At 58.0% G+C, this 17,773-nt stretch carries 18 protein-coding genes and 1 pseudogene; 11 read left to right on the top strand and 8 right to left on the bottom strand.

The window, feature by feature from the left end; all coding sequences use genetic code 11:
- Nucleotides 1–67 precede the first annotated feature (67 nt).
- The 5 genes from ACUVTU_RS00725 (at nt 68) to ACUVTU_RS00705 (ending at nt 4,509) form a co-directional block, all read left to right on the top strand.
- Nucleotides 68–1,009, top strand: coding sequence for an NAD(P)H-dependent flavin oxidoreductase (locus tag ACUVTU_RS00725; protein ID WP_445888029.1), 942 nt, complete (start codon nt 68–70; stop codon nt 1,007–1,009).
- 117 nt (nt 1,010–1,126) lie between these two features.
- Entirely contained in the window at nt 1,127–2,059 is a 933-nt protein-coding gene (locus ACUVTU_RS00720; protein WP_445888028.1) for a heme o synthase, read from the top strand.
- A gap of 160 nt (nt 2,060–2,219) precedes the next feature.
- The gene (locus tag ACUVTU_RS00715; protein WP_445888050.1) at nt 2,220–2,840 is read left to right on the top strand and encodes a Crp/Fnr family transcriptional regulator; all 621 of its coding nucleotides are present in this window, start codon (nt 2,220–2,222) and stop codon (nt 2,838–2,840) included.
- Between the two features lie 273 nt (nt 2,841–3,113).
- The gene (locus ACUVTU_RS00710; protein ID WP_445888027.1) at nt 3,114–3,458 is read left to right on the top strand and encodes a hypothetical protein; all 345 of its coding nucleotides are present in this window, start codon (nt 3,114–3,116) and stop codon (nt 3,456–3,458) included.
- Nucleotides 3,459–3,549: 91 nt separating this feature from the next.
- Nucleotides 3,550–4,509: a sulfite exporter TauE/SafE family protein gene (locus ACUVTU_RS00705; RefSeq protein ID WP_445888026.1), complete on the top strand. Its 960-nt coding sequence runs from the start codon at nt 3,550–3,552 to the stop codon at nt 4,507–4,509.
- A gap of 79 nt (nt 4,510–4,588) precedes the next feature.
- On the opposite strand, the gene ACUVTU_RS00700 is transcribed toward ACUVTU_RS00705, so the two are convergent.
- Nucleotides 4,589–5,440 carry an HpcH/HpaI aldolase/citrate lyase family protein gene (locus ACUVTU_RS00700; protein WP_445888049.1) on the bottom strand — a complete coding sequence of 284 codons (852 nt, stop codon included), beginning with the start codon at nt 5,438–5,440 and terminating at the stop codon, nt 4,589–4,591.
- A gap of 140 nt (nt 5,441–5,580) precedes the next feature.
- On the opposite strand from ACUVTU_RS00700, the gene ACUVTU_RS00695 reads away from it, so the two are divergent.
- From ACUVTU_RS00695 to ACUVTU_RS00680, 4 genes are all read left to right on the top strand, one after another.
- Nucleotides 5,581–6,084 carry a hypothetical protein gene (locus ACUVTU_RS00695; RefSeq protein ID WP_445888025.1) on the top strand — a complete coding sequence of 168 codons (504 nt, stop codon included), beginning with the start codon at nt 5,581–5,583 and terminating at the stop codon, nt 6,082–6,084.
- A 144-nt stretch (nt 6,085–6,228) separates the two neighbouring features.
- Nucleotides 6,229–6,903: a DUF421 domain-containing protein gene (locus tag ACUVTU_RS00690; RefSeq protein ID WP_445888024.1), complete on the top strand. Its 675-nt coding sequence runs from the start codon at nt 6,229–6,231 to the stop codon at nt 6,901–6,903.
- A gap of 82 nt (nt 6,904–6,985) precedes the next feature.
- A complete protein-coding gene (locus tag ACUVTU_RS00685; protein ID WP_445888023.1) occupies nt 6,986–7,732 on the top strand; it encodes a helix-hairpin-helix domain-containing protein in 747 nt (248 codons plus the stop codon).
- A 257-nt stretch (nt 7,733–7,989) separates the two neighbouring features.
- Nucleotides 7,990–8,796 (top strand): DUF169 domain-containing protein, encoded by an 807-nt coding sequence (locus ACUVTU_RS00680; RefSeq protein ID WP_445888022.1) that lies wholly within the window; start codon nt 7,990–7,992, stop codon nt 8,794–8,796.
- Here ACUVTU_RS00680 and ACUVTU_RS00675 read toward each other — a convergent pair.
- The 7 genes from ACUVTU_RS00675 to ACUVTU_RS00645 form a co-directional block, all read right to left on the bottom strand.
- A complete protein-coding gene (locus ACUVTU_RS00675; RefSeq protein WP_445888021.1) occupies nt 8,780–11,170 on the bottom strand; it encodes a DNA internalization-related competence protein ComEC/Rec2 in 2,391 nt (796 codons plus the stop codon). The two genes, ACUVTU_RS00680 and ACUVTU_RS00675, sit on opposite strands and share 17 nt — an antisense overlap.
- Before the next feature lie 15 nt (nt 11,171–11,185).
- Nucleotides 11,186–11,941, bottom strand: coding sequence for a lytic transglycosylase domain-containing protein (locus ACUVTU_RS00670; RefSeq protein ID WP_445888020.1), 756 nt, complete (start codon nt 11,939–11,941; stop codon nt 11,186–11,188).
- Nucleotides 11,942–12,814, bottom strand: coding sequence for a polysaccharide deacetylase family protein (locus ACUVTU_RS00665; RefSeq protein ID WP_445888019.1), 873 nt, complete (start codon nt 12,812–12,814; stop codon nt 11,942–11,944).
- Between the two features lie 45 nt (nt 12,815–12,859).
- Nucleotides 12,860–13,354, bottom strand: coding sequence for a hypothetical protein (locus tag ACUVTU_RS00660; RefSeq protein WP_445888018.1), 495 nt, complete (start codon nt 13,352–13,354; stop codon nt 12,860–12,862).
- Between the two features lie 33 nt (nt 13,355–13,387).
- A complete protein-coding gene (locus ACUVTU_RS00655) occupies nt 13,388–14,335 on the bottom strand; it encodes a hypothetical protein (protein WP_445888017.1) in 948 nt (315 codons plus the stop codon).
- Between the two features lie 127 nt (nt 14,336–14,462).
- Nucleotides 14,463–15,821 (bottom strand): PFL family protein, encoded by a 1,359-nt coding sequence (locus ACUVTU_RS00650; RefSeq protein ID WP_445888016.1) that lies wholly within the window; start codon nt 15,819–15,821, stop codon nt 14,463–14,465.
- Nucleotides 15,822–15,873: 52 nt separating this feature from the next.
- Nucleotides 15,874–16,152, bottom strand: coding sequence for an ACT domain-containing protein (locus ACUVTU_RS00645; RefSeq protein ID WP_445888015.1), 279 nt, complete (start codon nt 16,150–16,152; stop codon nt 15,874–15,876).
- Nucleotides 16,153–16,360: 208 nt separating this feature from the next.
- On the opposite strand from ACUVTU_RS00645, the gene ACUVTU_RS00640 reads away from it, so the two are divergent.
- Both ACUVTU_RS00640 and ACUVTU_RS00635 read left to right on the top strand, forming a co-directional pair.
- Nucleotides 16,361–17,521, top strand: coding sequence for an iron-containing alcohol dehydrogenase (locus ACUVTU_RS00640; RefSeq protein ID WP_445888014.1), 1,161 nt, complete (start codon nt 16,361–16,363; stop codon nt 17,519–17,521).
- A 12-nt stretch (nt 17,522–17,533) separates the two neighbouring features.
- Nucleotides 17,534–17,773 (top strand): annotated as a pseudogene (locus ACUVTU_RS00635) (histidine kinase); the annotation flags it as partial.

Raw genomic sequence — 17,773 nt, 5'->3', positions numbered from 1 at the left:
ATACCTGCCCGGTAGGACAAAGCCATGCAAAATCTCAAAATAAATTAAAAAAACTGGAGGGTTGACTGTGAAACTGCCCGAGCTGAAAATTGATTCCCTGCGGGCCTGCCTGCCCATCGTGCAGGGGGGTATGGCCCTGCGGGTTTCTACCGCCCCGCTGGCCGCAGCGGTGGCCGAGGCCGGTGGCATAGGGGTGATTGGAGCTACCGGTATGCTGCTGGATGAGCTCAGGGAGGAAATTCGCCAGGCCCGGCGCCTGACCCGGGGAATTATCGGGGTGAATATCATGTTTGCCGCCCGCAACTTCGCCCAGATGGTTAAAGTGGCCCTGGAGGAGAAAATTGATGTGCTGTTCAGCGGAGCGGGTTTTTCGCGGGACATCTTTCAATGGGCCAGGCAGGCCGGTGTGCCGGTGGTTTCCATTGTGTCCTCGGCGCGTCTGGCGGCCCTGGCGGAGAAATTCGGAGCGGCGGCCGTGGTGGCCGAGGGTAGCGAAGCGGGCGGCCATCTGGGGACCGACCGGTCCCTGTGGGAGATACTGCCCGAGATCTGCCGGGCCGTAAAAATTCCGGTGCTGGCAGCCGGTGGTATTGTAGAGGGGGATGGCCTGCGGCGGGCCCTGCAGGCGGGGGCCAGTGGCGTGCAGATGGCCACGCGGTTTGTATTGAGCCGGGAGTGCACTGTGGCCGATGCATTCAAGCAGGTTTACCTGCAGGCGCAAGAGTCCGATGTGGTGGTGATACCCAGCCCGGTGGGGCTGCCCGGCCGGGCCATTAAAAACCGGTTTGCCGGTCGCCTGCTGGCGGGAGAAGCTGCTCGGCCGGATAAATGTCACGGCTGCCTGAAATCCTGCAGCGGCCAATACTGTATCATGGAAGCGCTGGAAAATTCCCGCTGTGGCCGGGTGGAAGAAGGAGTGGTTTTTGCCGGTCAAAACGTGTACCGGATCAAAGATATTCTGCCCGTGCAAACCATTATCGAAAACCTGTGTTACCAGTACTGGCATTAGCAGCGACCGCTTACGGTCTCTTGCCGCTTAAATACGGCCCTTTGCCTGCCAGGACTTGACATGGTCAAAATATTGTCGCTATAATGACAAAAGCATTTGACGCGGTGGGTGAGACCGATGGTGGGTGGCAAATACGGCGGCCAGGTGGCCGGAGTATCCGGTCCGGACCGCCCGGAATTAATTGATAAAATAAAGAGCTATGTTGAGGTGACCAAACCCCGCTCGGTTTTTCTGCTGGTTTTTACCGCTCTGGCAGCCATGGTGGTGGCGGCACCGCCCCAGACCCTGTCCTTCGGGCACTGGCTCAAAGCCGTGCTGGCCATTACCCTGGCCTGTTCCGGTGTCAACGCTGTCAGCTGTTATGTGGACCGGGATATTGATGCCGTAATGGAGCGGACCAGGCACCGCCCCATACCCTCCGGGCGGATTGCTCCACCATACAAGGCGCTCTATTGGGGTTTGCTGCAGTTTTTCCTGGCTCTGATTCTGGCCGCCTGGATTAACTGGCTGGCTTTCGTCTGTATCCTGCTGGGTATGCTGGGTTATGTGGGCATTTACAGCCTGTGGCTCAAGCGGCGCAGCAGCTGGAACATTGTCCTGGGCGGTTTTAGCGGTGGGCTGCCGGTCCTTTTCGGCTGGGCGGCGGTAAGGGGGGAAATCTCCCTTCTGGCTGTGCTGCTGGCTCTCCTGGTGGTGTGCTGGATTCCCAATCATATCTGGAACCTGGCCATTTATTTTCGCGAAGACTACCGCCGGGTGGGCGTGCCCATGCTGCCGGTGGTCTGTGCGGTGCGGCGCACGCTGCTATATATACTGCTTACAGTTGTAGCCATGCTGGTTCTTTCACTGGCTGTTTACCGGGTAGGAGATTTGGGGCCGGTGTATTTGTGGACGGCTTTGCTCAGCGGCCTGGCCGTGCTGGCCGGCAATCTATATCTTTACTTTAATTGTGACAACAAATCGGCCTGGTGGCTGTACAAGCTTTCCAGTCCCTATCTTTTTCTGCTCTTCCTGGCATTAATCATTGACAAATGGACGGGGCAAGGATAACCTTGATTGTTGTGCCGGTATGACGTGGTTGGAGCAGATGACGGTCGCCAACCTGTACCGGACAATGTATCCGTAACAGGCTGACAGGTGCCAATCTGGCCGGGAGGTGAATGGCGTGACGGTTCAATTTGATATACCTGTAGTGAGTGATGTGGAAAAAATGTTAATCCGGCAGGCCGGCTCGACAGTCCACTATCCCCGGAACCACATCATTTTTGCGGCCGGCGATCTGGCGGACAGGATTTTTCTCATTGAAAGCGGGTATGTAAAAATCTACCGTCTTTCAGCGGACGGCCGGCGGGTTACCGTGGGCAGCATTCGCAGTCCGGGGGAACTGATGGGGCTGGCCGAGACGCTGCTGGGTACCGAGCGTACCTGTTTTGCCGGAGCGATTACCGATGTTTCCCTGGTGATTGTGCGCAAGAACAAATTTGAGGAGCTATTGGCTGTACAGCCTGTGCTGGGCATCAAGGTAGCCAAACTGCTGGGGGCGCGCATGCGCGAAGCGGAAGCCATCATTCACGAAATGGTCTGCTGGCAGGCGCCCGGTCGACTGGCCCTGATGCTGCTGAAAATGGGGGAGCGCTGCGGCCGGGAAAGCGCTAGCGGGATCAAAATCGGTCTGCAATTGACCCATGAGGAGCTGGCCAACATGGTGGGTACCTCCCGCCAGACCGTGACTTCGCTTTTGAATACTTTCAAACAGGAAAAAAGCATAGCTTACGAGGGACGGGAGATTAAAATCCTGGATCCCGACAAGCTGGCCAAATGGATCATGTGATGCGAAAGCTGTTGCCCCAAAGGGCGACAGCTTTTTTGTCGCCACCGCGACAGTTAGGATGTCGGCAAGCAGACAAAAATGGTGTCGGAAGCGGGACAAAAAAAATGTCCGGTTTCTGATAATTTGTTTAGATGAAAGCCGAATGAAAATGTGGGGGAGGTGAAGGAGATTAGCGGACCGGCAGCGCTTACCAGGTGGGTCTTTTGGGGGAGAGGGAACAGGTTAACTTTTGGTGGATGGCTGTTCCGGCATAGAGAGAAACAAAAGCAGCTTATGCAGCGGATCGAGGAACTGAGGGAACTGTCCGGCCTGGCGGCCGAGGCCGGAGTTCCGGCTGTTTACCAGTCATTGCAGAAAGAAGCCAACCAGTTGCTGGTGGAATATCTGGCCCTCTGCTTTATTGACGGAATTTACTTTTTATTGCCCCATGTGCTGGTGCTGGCTGTACTGAGTCACTTCTGGCCGGTGCTGGTTTTGCCGGCCGGAGCACCATTTTACGGGGGGGAAGTGAGCTGTACCATTTGGTACCCGGCTCTGGTTGTCATGTACTACCTGGGGAAAAAACTGTCCGGCAGATTGCTGAAAACACATCGTAGATCATCCGGAGAAGCAGTTTAAGGCATTCGTACCGATTCTAGTATTCGATTCCAGTATGCGGGGGTATCGAAGTCTCGATTTTCCTAACTACATTGCGGAGGTGTATACGTCCATGGAATTTCATGTGGCAGGGGTGACTGTCAGCCCGATTGCACTTATTCTCTGGTCCATTTTTGTAGGATACGTCTTTTCCACCATTGGAGCGGCCGGCGGTATTCTGGCCGGTGTGGGACACATCTCTATTTTTGGTATGAAAAAGGCCAATATAGTCAAGCCCATGAACCAGATGCTTACCCTGGTCAGCCCGGTAATAGCGGCGCCGCTGTATTTCCGGGAGCGCCGTCTGGTAGTGCCGGCGGCCATTGCCCTGGGTGTGGGCGGCATTATCGGGGCGTTGCTGGGCTCCTGGCTTTCCCACACTTACCTGCCCGATATGAAGTCCTACAAGCCTTTTTTTGGTGCCATCACCCTGTTTATAGCCGGCCGGATGTGGTATGAAATGATGCCCTCGGTAAAGGAAAAACAAAAGGCCATTAAAAAGGCCAACAAGGCTTTTGAAGACAAGGTGAAGGAACTGAAAGCGGCCGGCAAGCTCAATGAGCTGAAAGAAATTGGCGTGCAGTTTCAGCAGATGGGCCTGGGGAGCAACGTATTCACCTTTGGCGGCGAGACCTTCCGCTATAATGCCATCTCCCCCTTCCTGGCCGGTATGGTCGTAGCGATTATTTCGGCCGCTCTGGGTGTGGGCGGCGGTTTCCTGCTGGTGCCCTATCTGACCAGCATTCTGGGCTTTCCCATGTTCGTAGTGGCCGGTACGTCGGTGCTGTCCATCCTGGTTTCTTCGGCCACCAGCATTGCCAACTATATCAAAATGGGCAGCAACCTGGACTGGGCCATGCTCAGCTTTGAACTGGCCGGCGTGATTATCGGTTCCTACCTGGGGCCTGTGCTTTCCAAATATGTCAAAGCCGAGTACCTGAAAGGTTTCCTGGCGGTTGTACTGACCTATATTGGTATTGGTTACACTTTCGGGGCTATTATCCTCAAGGCTACCGGTATTAAAATCATTTAATGTAACAGCTTTGCCGCGATGGGCAGGGCTGGTAGCGGGATGTTTGATACAAACATCCCGCTTTTTACGCTGTGGAAGGCTATTGCGGGGAATGGATTTCCAGCAGGCGCCGGTAGCGGCGTACTACCGGATACTCGATCATTTTGCCGTCCAGTTGAATGACCGCCCTGCCGCTGGCTTCGGCCTGCTCAAAGGCTTTCACTACCCGGTAGGCGTAGGCAATTTCTGCCGCCGTGGGGGAAAAGGCCTGGTGGACCGGTTCGATCTGGGCGGGATGGATGAGCAGTTTGCCGCCAAAACCCAGGCGGCGGGCCAGCCTGGCTTCTTCGGTCAGTTCGGCCGTGTCCCGGAGGTGGGGCCAGACAGTGTCCAGGGGAGGTAACAACCCGGCTGCGGCGCAGGCCGTTACCAGCGCATTGCGGGCGAAAAGCAGCCCGGCGCTTTCGGGAGGGTAATTCAGTCCCAACTCCTGGGATAGATCCACTCCGCCCAGGGCCAGGGTGAGCACCCTTCTATCCGCGGCCGCGATCTCCCGGGCCTGGTACAGCGCGGCACTGGTTTCCAGGAAGGGGATCAGGGAGATGGTGCCCGTGGTTAGTCCGGACGCTTCTTCCAGCAGGCCCAGCAGCCAGGAAACCTTGCCTACCTGTTCGGCACTGCCGGTCTTGGCCAGCATCAGGCCGCGCACCGGCAGGCCCACCACGGCCTGCAGGTCGGCCAGAATGTGGGGGGAGTCGGCGGCATTAACCCGGATGAAGACCGGGCGGGCAGGTTCTTTTTCCAGGATGCGGCACACAGTGCGGCGGGCCTGTTCCTTGCAGTGAAAGGCAACCGCATCTTCCAGATCCAGCGTAACCGCATCGGCCTGTGAGGTTAGTGCTTTGGCCGCCTTTTTTTCATCATTACCCGGTACAAAAAGCACGGAACGCATCAGCACGGAGGGGATCACCAGCCTTTTTTACTTAATATACCATACTGTCTGGGCATTTTTTACTGGACTTTTTTTGATTAAGTTTATATGATATTGGCACAGTGGTATGTGTTGTACAGGGGTTGGGGGGAGGAAGAGAGATGGCCGAAATATTCTTTCCCGATTTTGTGGGCGAATGGGATTATGGCATGGTTTTTATGGTTTCCGGTCTGAATGAGCAATTGCGCAATTTGTATGAACGGTTTTGTACTGGTGAGGACATTAACTACTGGTACGGGTGGGATCTGGTCGATCTGGGGGAGGACGAGTACCTGGTGACGCTGAGTGTCAGCTGGGAAGACGGCCGGACCGTGCTGATCGGCCTGACCGCCGAGATGTGGGATTTGATCCCGCACTTGATTGAGAAGCAGGATCTGGCCCTGTTTACCGATTGGTCCCAGGAATGTCTGAGCTGCACCAATTGCGGGGGTGAGGAAGAGCAGGAACTGTTGCCCCATGCTCTGTTCATCCGTCAGGCCCACCGCGGGCTGGACGACCTGGCTATTTCGGTCATGCACGCCCTGGAGAAAAAGCCGCAGGACGCCAGGTTGCAGCGGCTGCAGAATATTCTGATTAGCGGCGTAGTGCCGGGTATGTTACATTGAACAACTTATCAACCGCTATATTGACGGGCCAGTTTACTGGCTCTTTTTTATGCCTTTAATTGCTATGTGCGGGAATTAATAGCTGCGGTGCCGTTATTGTTAAAAAGGCCTGGCCGGAGGGACAATAGATACCGGTGATGACCGATGTGGCAAACCATCTGGCGGACCGTGCTGGTTTACATTATTGTGCTGATCATTGTGCGTATTATTGGCAAACGGGGTATCGGGCAACTTTCGCCCTTCGACTTTGTGGTGGCCATCGTTCTGGCCGAACTGGCCACCATGCCCATGCAGTATCCCAACCTGCCGCTCTGGCACAGCATTCTGCCGCTCTTGATCCTGGCTCTGCTGGAGATTGTCCTTTCTTTTGCCGCCCTGCACAGTTACCGGTTGCGCCGGTTGCTGGACGGTCAGCCCCAGATTGTGATTAAAGAGGGACGGATCTTGAAAAGGGAATTGCGCCGGGCTCGCTACAATCTGGACGATTTAATGGCGCAGTTGCGGGAAAGGGGTTATCCCGACGTGGCCGATGTGGAAACAGGGGTGCTGGAAACTTCCGGCCGCCTTAGCGTGGTGCCCCGGTCGCACCGCCGGCCGCTCACACCGGCCGATTTGGGAATCGCCCCGCCCCGGGAGGGATTGCCGGTGGTGCTGGTTATGGACGGCACCGTGATCAAGGAAAACTTGCGCCAGGCCGGCCGGGATCTGCAGTGGTTGGAGCGCGAACTGTCCGGAATGGGTCTTTCCGCCGGACGGGTATTTCTGGCCACCATGAACTGTGCCGGGCAGCTCTTTATCAATGAGCTGGACAGCGAATAAAGGGCTGGCGGAAGTATTTTGCGGTGGCCCCGGCTGGCAACATTTGCTATAATATTTGACAAAAAAATGCCGGGTGAGAAGGGTGTTTTCTTTCACGCGCAAACAGCAGGTAGCCATACTGGCGATTGCTGCCCTGCTGGTATTTATTGGTGGTTATCAGTATGCCACCTGGCGCCAGTCTAACTGGCAGCCGGATAATGAACTGGCAGCGGCCGGACAGCCGGGAGCAACGCTCCCATCCGGGAATGCTGCGGGAAGCGGCAGTGAAGTGGTGGTGCATGTAAGCGGTGCGGTGCAAAAGCCCGGCGTGTACCACCTGCCGGCTGGCAGCCGGGTGGAAGACTTGCTGAACAAGGCGGGGCTGTTACCCGGTGCCGACGTGGACAGCCTGAATCTGGCGGCAAAGCTGAAAGACGAACAGCGTCTGCTGGTGCCACAGCGGGCCATGGGAACCGGAGGGGGAGATGGAGGCAATGGAAACCAGCTGCGCAATCCATTTACGGCAGCGGCGGGGGGTGCGGTCGGGCAGCCGGGTACTGCGGCCGGGGGCAGTTCGACTGGTGGACTTCTGGCCAGCAGTGGCATTAATGCTGGTGGACAGCAATTGCCGGCAGTATTATCGGGCAGACAGAGCGGGCGGATAAACATCAACACTGCTTCTGCGGCCGAACTGGAATCCCTGCCCGGTATCGGAGCCGCTCTGGCGCAGCGCATAATTGACTACCGGATGAATAATGGCCCCTTTGCCAGTGTGGAAGATATTAAAAAGGTCTCGGGAATTGGCGAGAAAAAATTTGTCCAGATTTGCGACTTGATTTGTGTTAATTGAGATCTGCATCCTGTTCGGCGCTTTCTCCTGTCGGGGGAAGGAGAACAGGATTTTTTATTGGCCAGCGATGTCCTGGAGGAGACATATTTTATGTCAAATACAGCGGCTGGGCATTGGGTAATCAGGTTGTCTATGTCAGATAGATGACATATCAAATGTCATCAGCAAGACATGAACAGTGTCTTACTAGAGACAACAGAGGTGTCATGCATCTGATATGCTGTAATAAAAATATTTTACCGGGAGAGGATCAGGGTATGTTGTTGAATATCGATGCGCTGGTGCAAGAAAATGAGCTGAGTTATGCTAAAATGGCGGACGCTCTGGAGTACCTTTACAAGCTGGATTATCACCCTGTAGCGGTAAAGTTTTTTTGGGACGAGCAAGAATATGATAATTTTCCGGCGGAAAAGGTACCGGGGGCCAAGATGACGCTTTGCCAGATCGCCCTGGCTTCCAGGATGAATAACCATATAGTTAAGGCCAGGGAAGATCACTTGCTGTGCGGCAATGCCAAAACCTGTCTGGGTATGCGCCCGGCCAGCGATGAAGAAGTGGAGGGGCACGTCAAGTATACCGCGGATTGGGACCTGGCCAGGGAGTGTTTGCTGGCCAAGCCCATGTTGCCTCTGGGCAAGCTCAAAGGTTTTATGACCGCGCCGCTGGGCCGCACGCCTGTCGCCCCCGATGTGGTTTTCATGGTGGTCAATCCCCTGCAGGCGTACCATATTTTGAACGACTATATCGGTGCCAAAAGGGTACCCAGTTTGCAGTTCAACCATACAATCAACTCGGCGGTTTGCGGAGGTATGGTCTGGTGTTACAATGAGCAAAAACCCAATATGAACACCATGTGTGCGGGTAGCTACACTTCGGGCAAAACCGAGAAGGGGGAAGTGAACCTGTTTATCCCCGGCGGGGACATGGGAGCCCTGGTTAAGCAACTGCTCAGGCGCACCGCCCAGTATGGTGGAGCTTCCATGCTGGGGTCTCCCGGCCAGGAATGGCCCGGCCTGCATGTGTGTAAAAAGTGTCCCATGATTAGATTTAAGGATGTGGAATAAGGCCAGAGCGTCCGGTTTTGATTGTCCAGCCATTGCGCCGGTACTGCAATATAATCGCTCCATCCCGGTCGGTGCGGTAGATGGTGCTGTTTAGAGACTGCAGGATCTGAAGGGTCTGCCCGGCCGGATGGCCAAAAGGGTTGTGCCGGCCGACCGGGATGACGGCCGCTGCGGGGTGGACAGCCCGGATAAACGCTTCTTCCTGGTAGCGGCTGCCGTGGTGGGGCACTTTAAGCAGGGTGGCGACCAGCAGATCGGGTGGATATTGCTCCTGCAGGGCACGCTGGGCCTCCCTTTCAATGTCACCGGTGAGCAGAGCGGTCAGTCCGTGCCAGGAAAGGCGCAGGACCACCGACAGATTGTTGGCATCTGAGCGAGTGTTTGTTAATAGCGCCGGTCCGGGGTAAAGAACGGTGATGTTCCCGGCCGGCGTTTTGTACAGCCACTGCCCCGGCCGGGCGGTATAAAGGGGCAGGCCGGCTTTTTTTATTTGAGCCAGAAGTTGGATAAAGCCTGGCTCCAGGTCGTTCATTGCCGGGGGCAGCGGTGGTATCAGTACGGCCCGGATGGGGAAATTGCGCAGCACCTCGGCCGCCCCGCCGTAGTGGTCGGCATGGGGATGGGTGAGCACCAGCCAGTCCAGACGGTTTACTCCCAGGCGACGGAGATAGGCGGTTACTTCCCGGCCGGACTGTTCCGGTCCGCTGTCCACCAGTATGGTTTGGCCGGGGAGGGTGATCAGACAGGAGTCGCCCTGTCCTACATCCAGGAAATGCAGGGACGGGGCGGGGCTGACCAGCAATTGGCCGGCCAGCAACAAGATCAGCAGCAGGCCGCCGCAAGCGAGCAGGGGCCGGCGCAAACGGCTGAAGCGGTGCCAGTCCGCCGGAGCCAGCAGCAGGCCCAGCCAGCCATACCAGCCGGCCAGCAACCCGTACGGGGGTGAGGGCAGGGAAAAATAGGCTAGCGGCAGGGTGCGGCCCAGGTTGATCAGGCCAATCAGCAAATCCAGCTGCAGGGCGGTAAATATGTGCAGCAGGTGGGCCAGAGGCAGGGAAACCAGCCCCAGCAAATTGACGGCCATGCCCCAGGGGACCAGCAGGCCGGTAAGGGGAACCGCCGCCAGATTGAGCAGGACAGCCAGCGGCGTAAAAAGATTGAAGTACCAGGCCACCAGCGGCCAGGTGGTCAGCTGGCAGGCCAGGGACACGGCCAGGGTCAGGGCTAGCGGGGAGGGCAGGTATTGCTCCAGCACTTCTTGCAGCAGGGGGGTGAGGGCCAGCAGACCCCAGGTGGCAGCCATGGTGAGCAGGAAGCCGGGGTCGACCAGAGCCTGCGGCCAGATGAGCAGAATCAGCCAGGCGGCAGCGGACAGCGCGCTGGGCCAGTCGGACGGGCGGTGGGAAGCGCGGGCGCCCAGCAAGATGGCTGTCATGAGGGAAGCCCGTACCACTGGAGCGGACAGGCCGGTCAGCAGGCAGTACACGAGCAGCAAAGGCAGGGAAACCAGCAGCTGCCCCTGCCGGCCCATGCCCAGCCAGTGCAGGACGGCCAGGCAGGGGGCCAGGAGGAGGGCCACGTTCAGTCCGCTGACAGCCAGCAGATGGGCCAGACCGGTCTGTTGAAAGCCCAGGTTCAGCTCGGCATCAATCTGGGCCCGGCTGCCCAGCAAAATGCCGTTTAACAGAGCGGCATGCCGTCCGGGCAGGCACTGATTATTCACCTGCAGCAGGAGCTGTTTGACTTGCCCTAGCAGACGTCCGGCCCGCTGGACCGGGGATGAGCCGCTGTCCAGCAGGCGGGGCGGGCTGGTACGGCCAACTTTCATGATACCGCTGATGCCCTGGCGTTGCAGGTAAGCAGCATAATCAAAGCCCCCGGGGTTGCCCGGCAGCAGAGGGTGGTAGAGAAAGCCGCTCAGTTCTATCAGGTTGCCGTAAGCGGGTAGCGGTTCCTTCGCTGCCTGCCGGATCAGCAGTTTACCCCGGCCGGGTAGCTGCCGGGAGCCGTCCGGTCGGGCCAGCTCCTTTACCTGCAGCAGGTAAACGCTTTGTCCGTCTTTACTGACGACCTCACCTGCCACAATTCCGGTAACCCGGTACTGTCCCTCCGGCAGGGTAAGCAGGGCAGGTTCGGGCTGGGGAGTAAAGCAAACGCCCCAAACTGTACCCAGAAAAAGGAAGAGTGCCAAAAATACCGCGTCGGTTATCCGGCGACGCTGGTATAAAAATAGCCCGGCCAGCAGCAGGGCAGCCAGGGCCAGTGGCCAGCCCAAAAGGAGTAATTTGTCGGCCAGAGCGGGCCGGTGCAGGGCCAGCGCATCCCCGGCGGCAAAGCACGCCGCCAGCCAGGGCAGGGGGCGGTGTTTGGCCATAGTCACCACCACCGGTCAGGCATATAACTGGCAAAACTTAAGTACCCGGCTGACATACTGTCTGGTTTCCCGGTAGGGGGGGATGCCGCCGTGTCGCTCTACAGCCCCGGGACCGGCGTTGTAAGCGGCCAGGGCCAGGGGAAGATCGCCGGCAAAACGATCCAGCAGCTGGCGCAGGTAACGGGCGCCGGCCAGTATATTCTGGCGCGGATCAAAAACGTCGGTCACGCCCAGAGCCCGGGCGGTGGCGGGCATGAGCTGCATCAGGCCGGCCGCTCCCGCCGGGGAAACCGCCTGCGGGTCGAAAGATGATTCGGCCCGGGCCACCGCTTTGAGCAGGGCGGGATCAAGATCGTACCTGGCGGCCGCCTCCTGGAACAATTCTTCCCAGTAACCCGGGCCGGCAGCGGGCGAAGCGGAGGATGTGCCGGTCCGGGTTGTACCGGTAGTGTTGGGGAGGGCGGTGCGGGATGATGCTCCACCGTTTCGGCCCGGCACAATGGCTGGCGGCAGAGCGGAAACAGTGGCCGGGTGTACGGGGAGGGGAGCTCCCGCTGCCACAGCGGCCCGCAAGAGCATGGCGCTTACCAGGGAGGAAGTTGCACCATTGTTCTCACCGTCTGACAGCAGCAAAGACAGCAGCGCCGCGAATTCCGGCACCGGCCGGCGGCCGGCGTCGGCGTCGGGCGCCGGCCGGGCAGTTTGCGGTATGCTGACGGGCGGTTTCAGCCCGCCCAACAAAAGGGGAAGCAAATCGCTGTAACCAGACACTCAGGACACCTGCCTGTTGAGCAATGCTTGAAACTGTTGCCGGGTGAGCAGGCTGCTGATGGTGAAACGGCTCAGCAGCAGCGGGTTCTGGCCGGGGCGGATGACCCCCGGTGTGACCGTAAAGCCCAGGGTGTAGCCCTGGCGTTCGACCTCTTCCAATACAGTCCGGTTGTATTGCCCGTAGGGGTAAGCCACCGCCCGGCAGGGGGGTAGCTGCAAACTGCTCATCAATTGCTGGAAGTTCTGCAGATCTTGCTGCAGTTCCTGTGCCGTCAGGCTGAGCAGTACCGATTTTCCGTTGACCTGGTAATGGTGGTTGTAGGTGTGGTAGCCGAATTCCCAGTATCCCGAACGTTGCAGCCGTTGCAGCTGCAGGCCAGTCAAATGAGGCAGAGCGGGCAGGCCAGTCACCGGATTGGTCAGAATGGGCTGGCCGATCAGGAAAATCACCCCGTGCATGCGGTAGCGGGCCATGACCGGGGCGGCATACAGGTAATTGGACTCGTAACCGTCATCGAAAGTAATCAGGACGCTCTTTTCAGGCAGGTCCAGCTCACCGCGCAGATAGGCCTGCAACTGTTGCAGAGTAATGGATTGAAACCCGTTCTGGTGCAGGTAACCCATTTGCCAGGCAAACTCGCTGACCGGCAGAGCCATGGGGTTGGGCTGCAGCGGGTCGGCCGCCAGCACCAGGTGATGGTAGGTGAGCACTATGACCCGGTTGTCGCGGGGGGCTATGCTGCTGTCCCGGGTTGCAGGTTGCGGGTGCTGATCTGCTCCGGGAAGAGGGAGCAGGCGGCCGGCCAGCGCGTCTGCAGGAAAAACCAGGCAGAGGCAGATATAAAGCAGCAGTAAACCGGGCCATGCCGCCATTTTGTTTTCTCGGGGGGGCAAAATTGGTCACCTCAAATGCGGCAATCAACCGCCCAGCAGTGCTTCCAGCCGGCGGGTGCTTTCCGCGATCTTGTATTCCAGATCCAGTAAATCGCGGGGTATATTCAGAATGTACTGGTTGATGTCCACACTGGCTTCCGGGTTGCTGTTGCGGTAATCCAGGTCTTTTTTGATGTCTTCCAGATATTTTAAGGTGAGCTCTTCTCTTTTGCGAGCCAGCGTCAGGAAATTGGCCAGTTCCCCGGCCTGCCGGGCATCCTTAATCTGGGTGGCGTATTCCTGCAGGCGGGTGAGCTGGCTCTGGGCGGTTTCCAGCCGGGCCAGGTAATCATTGACCGTGACCGGCAGGGCGGCGCTGTCCTCCAGACTTTTAATCTGGTAATAAGTAATCATGGACTGGCGGTAGGCGGCCAGCAGGTTGCGCACATCACCGGCGGCGGTATTCTTGCTGCTGCAGCCGAAACCGCTGCTGCCCAGACAGGCGGCAAAAATCAAGATAATCAAAACCAGTTTTCTCATAACCATGCCTCTGTAAAGAATTAATAAAATCTGCTAACCGGTCAGGTTGCAATAAATGGTGGAGCTGTATTCGGTTTTTTGGCCCCATTTATTGATGGCCTGAACATTGATCAAATTCAAGCCCTCCTGGAGCTGCAGCGTGGCGCTGAACTGACCGCTCTGCCGGCTGATTTCACTGCGACTGTCGTTGACATAGAGCACCAGCACGGCGTTTTCATCGGTAATACCGCTGATGGTGACCTGTTTGCTCCTGGTTTCCGGCGGGACAATCACGGCCAGGCGGGGTGGCGGTGGATGGAAGCTCACCTTTTTTTTGACTTCGCTGCGCCCGCCGGCGGGGGACACGGCCAGAACGGTAATTTCATTCTGGCCCGGTTTCAACCGTACCGGAACCGTAAAGTGCCCCTCTTTTCCGGGCCGGACCGGAGTGCTGTTTACATAGAGAATGTCCTCCGGAGCAGCCTTGCCGCTAACCATCAGGATTTCTGTATCGGATGCGGCCGGTGCTACCACCAGCAGGCGAGGAGGCGGGGGCTGGTAGGTGATGGCCAGCTTCTGTTCTTCCAGAACTCCCGCCTGGCCCAGCGTATTGATCCGGAGCTGGTTGGGGCCGGGCTGAAGTTCCAGTGTGGTCTGGAATGTGCCGTTGGCCTCCACCGGAACAGGCAGATTGTTGATGAACACCTGCAGTCCGGGTTTGGTTCTACCGCGCACCTCTATGGGCTGCTGTGCGGTCACCGCCGGCAGGGGTTCCAGCACGGTGACGGCTGCCCTGGGCCGGGAAGGTGCCGGGGCGGCGGCAGCCGCAGCGGGATGCGCCACCCTGGCTGGCGCTTCGGCAGCGGTGGTTCGAACCGGGCTGGCCGGAGCGGGCGGTTTTTCCGGCGTTTTTTTCTGCCAGGGCAGGGTACAACCGGCCGACAGGAACAGGAAGAATACCAGCAGCAATCCAGCTGCCGGGCGGTATCTGGCAAGCAGCATGGCGGACAGGCTCCTCGGTGAGATATTCTGACAACCTTATAGCTTTTTTCGCCAGAACAGGCAAAAATTCCTGCTGCTGTTTACCGCCCGGAGCAATTTCGCGGCTGGTTTTCTTTTCCGTTTTGGTTTAATTGTTCAGGCTGTGGATGGGGGCGGGGATGCGGCCGCCCCGCCGGACAAACTCCGCGGCACATTTCTGATGAACCGGGATGATGGGAGCTCTACCCAGCAGGCCGCCGAACTCCACCCAGTCCCCCACCCCTTTGCCCGGAGCGGGGATCAGACGTATGGCGGTGGTCTTGCGGTTGATTACGCCTATGGCCACCTCGTCGGCAATAATGGCGGCAATGGTTTCGGCCGGCGTATCGCCGGGGATGGCGATCATATCCAGACCCACCGAGCAAACGCAGGTCATGGCTTCCAGCTTGTCCATGCTCAAAGTGCCCTCGGCCGCCGCCCGGATCATGCCGGCATCCTCGCTGACCGGAATAAAGGCGCCGGAAAGGCCGCCCACATAGGAGGAGGCCATGGCCCCGCCTTTTTTGACGGCATCGTTGAGCAGGGCCAGCGCGGCCGTGGTGCCGTGGGTACCGCAGCGCTCCAGGCCCATTTCCTCCAGAATCTCAGCCACGCTGTCGCCCACGGCCGGCGTGGGGGCCAGAGAAATGTCCACAATACCGAAAGGTACGCCCAGTTTCTCTGCCGCTACCCGTCCCACCAGTTCGCCCATGCGGGTGATCTTGAAAGCGGTTTTTTTAATGGTTTCGGCCAGTGTGCCAAAATCCGCGCCGCGCACCTTTTCCAGGGCCTTTTTGACCACGCCGGGTCCGGATACCCCCACGTTAATCACGCATTCCGGTTCGCCGATGCCGTGAAAGGCGCCGGCCATGAAGGGGTTGTCCTCGGGCACATTGGCAAATACCACCAGTTTGGCGCAGCCCAGTCCGTCCTTTTCAGCCGTGCGCTCGGCGGTTTCTTTAATCACCCGGCCCATCAGATAGACGGCGTCCATATTGATGCCCGCTTTGGTGCTGGCTACATTGACACTGGAGCAGACCCTTTCCGTACCGGCCAGGGCGGCGGGAATGGAGCGCACCAGGGCGTGATCGCCCCGGGTGAAGCCTTTGTGCACCAGGGCGGAGAAGCCGCCAATAAAGTTGATCCCCACCTCCCGGGCGGCCCGGTCCATGGTCCGGGCAAACAACAGATAGTCTTCCTCGTGGCTGCTTTCGGCTACCAGAGCGATGGGGGTAACCGAAATGCGCTTGTTGACAATGGGAATACCGTAGGTCTGAGCGATTTCTTCTCCCACATCTACCAGGCGGGCAGCCAGGCGGGTGATTTTATCGTAAATTTTTTGGCAGGCTACCGCCGCTGCGGGGTGGGCGCAGTCGCGCAGCGATATGCCCATGGTGATGGTGCGGATGTCCAGGTTTTCCTGCTGCACCATTTTGATGGTTTCCAGGATTTCTTCTATGGTCAGCATGACTTATCCCCTTTACTGTACAGTGTCTGATGTGGCGGTTGGTGTCCCGGCACTAGATGCGGTGCATGTAGTTGAAGGCGTCTTCATGCTGGGCGCTGATGGAAACGCCCAGTTCCTCCCCCCGGGCGGTGAGCAGCTCTTTGAGCTGTTGGAGCGAGATGGTGCTGCGGGTCATGTCGGCAATCATGATCATGGAAAAAAATTCCTGCAAGATGGTCTGGCTGATGTCCAGGATATTGATGTTGTGTTCGGCCAGGATTGCGGAAACCCCGGCGATAATGCCCACCCGGTCGGGGCCGATGATGGAAATAATGATGCGCTTGCTGGACATGGTCTGACAGCTCCTTTGCTTTTTGTATAAAACCGATTAATTCTGGATTGATTTCGCTTTCTCCTTGTATAAATTTTGCAATAATTTGCTGCGGGGTGAATAATAAAGCGGCTGCCGCGGGGTCTGGGAATATCTGCTGTATCAAAATGGAACAAGGAAAAGAGCGGGAAGCAGGCGAATTAGTTTGACATAAGGGTGGTGAGTGACAGTGAATATCAGCAAATTTGTCGCACCAGAAATTATTTTCGGGCTGGGTGCGCTCAACCAGGTGGGGGAGAGTGCCCTGCGCCTGGGGGCCACCCGGGTCTTTGTGGTTACCGACCGGGGGGTGCTGGAAAGCGGCTGGGTGGAGAAAACCGTGTTTTTCCTGCGCCAGGCCCGGGTTTCCTGGGAAATCTGGTACAACATCACTAGCAACCCCAAGGATAGTGAAGTGATGGACGGTTTGCGCCACTACCAGCAGGCCGAGTGTGATGCCATCCTGGCGGTGGGGGGAGGTAGTCCCATTGATACGGCCAAGGCCATTGCCATGCTGGCCACCAATGGCGGGGTGGTGCAGGACTATGAAGGGGTGAACAAAATCACCCGCCCCCTCCCGCCGTTGCTCATCGTGCCCAGTACGGCCGGCTCGGGCTCCGAGGTTTCCCAGTTTGCCATTATTGTGGACCAGAAACGCAAAATTAAAATGGCCATTATTTCTAAATCACTGGTACCCGACATTGCCATAGTGGATCCACAGCTCCTGCAGACTAAAGAGGCGCGGCTCACGGCGGCCACTGGCGTGGATGCCTTAAGTCATGCCATTGAGTCCTATGTTTCTTTAGCGGCCACCCCGCTCACCGATGTGCAGGCGCTGAATGCGGTGCGCCTGATTGCCGGCAACCTGCGGGAATCGGTGGCCTGCAGCACCAACCTGGAGGCCAAGAGCGCCATGGCCATGGCCAGCCTGCAGGCCGGCCTGGCTTTTTCCAATGCCATCCTGGGGGCCACTCACGCCATGACTCACCAGCTGGACGCCCGGCTGGGGTTACACCACGGGGAAACCAATGCGGTTCTCCTGCCCTATGTAATGGAATTCAACCGCATTGCCTGTGCGGCCAAATACGCCCGGGTGGCCGAGGCCTTCGGTATTGATACAACACGTCTTTCCGTGTGGGTGGCCGCCGACGCCGCCATCCGGGCGGTGCGGCGCCTGGTGCGGGATATCGGCATACCCGAGACGCTGGCCGGCATGGGTCTCAGTGATGAACTCATTCCGGTGCTCAGCCAGAACGCTTTGAAGGATGCCTGTATTGTCACCAACCCCCGCGACTGCACGGCAGAAGATATTGCTACCATCTTCCGCCGGGCCCTGCGGGGCGGACGGTAGAGACGGGGAGGGATGCATGTGGACAGGCCCGGACGGTTGATTAGCGACAAAATGCGGCTGATTGAGAACCTGACCGGGGTCAATTCTTCCAAGCTGAACTATTATCTGGATTACAAGCAGCGCAGCCGGCAGATGGAGAAAAAGAACCACAGCCTGGAGATCATTCACCAGCTGGTGCGGGACATCAATATTGATACGCCCATTCCCGACATGATCACCCGAACCTATCAGCGCCTGCCCCTGGTGCTGGAC

The sequence above is a fragment of the Desulfurispora sp. genome (assembly GCF_052744395.1).
The sequence above is the reverse complement of the archived record's forward strand: the minus strand, read 5'-3'. Positions and strand labels throughout refer to the sequence as shown.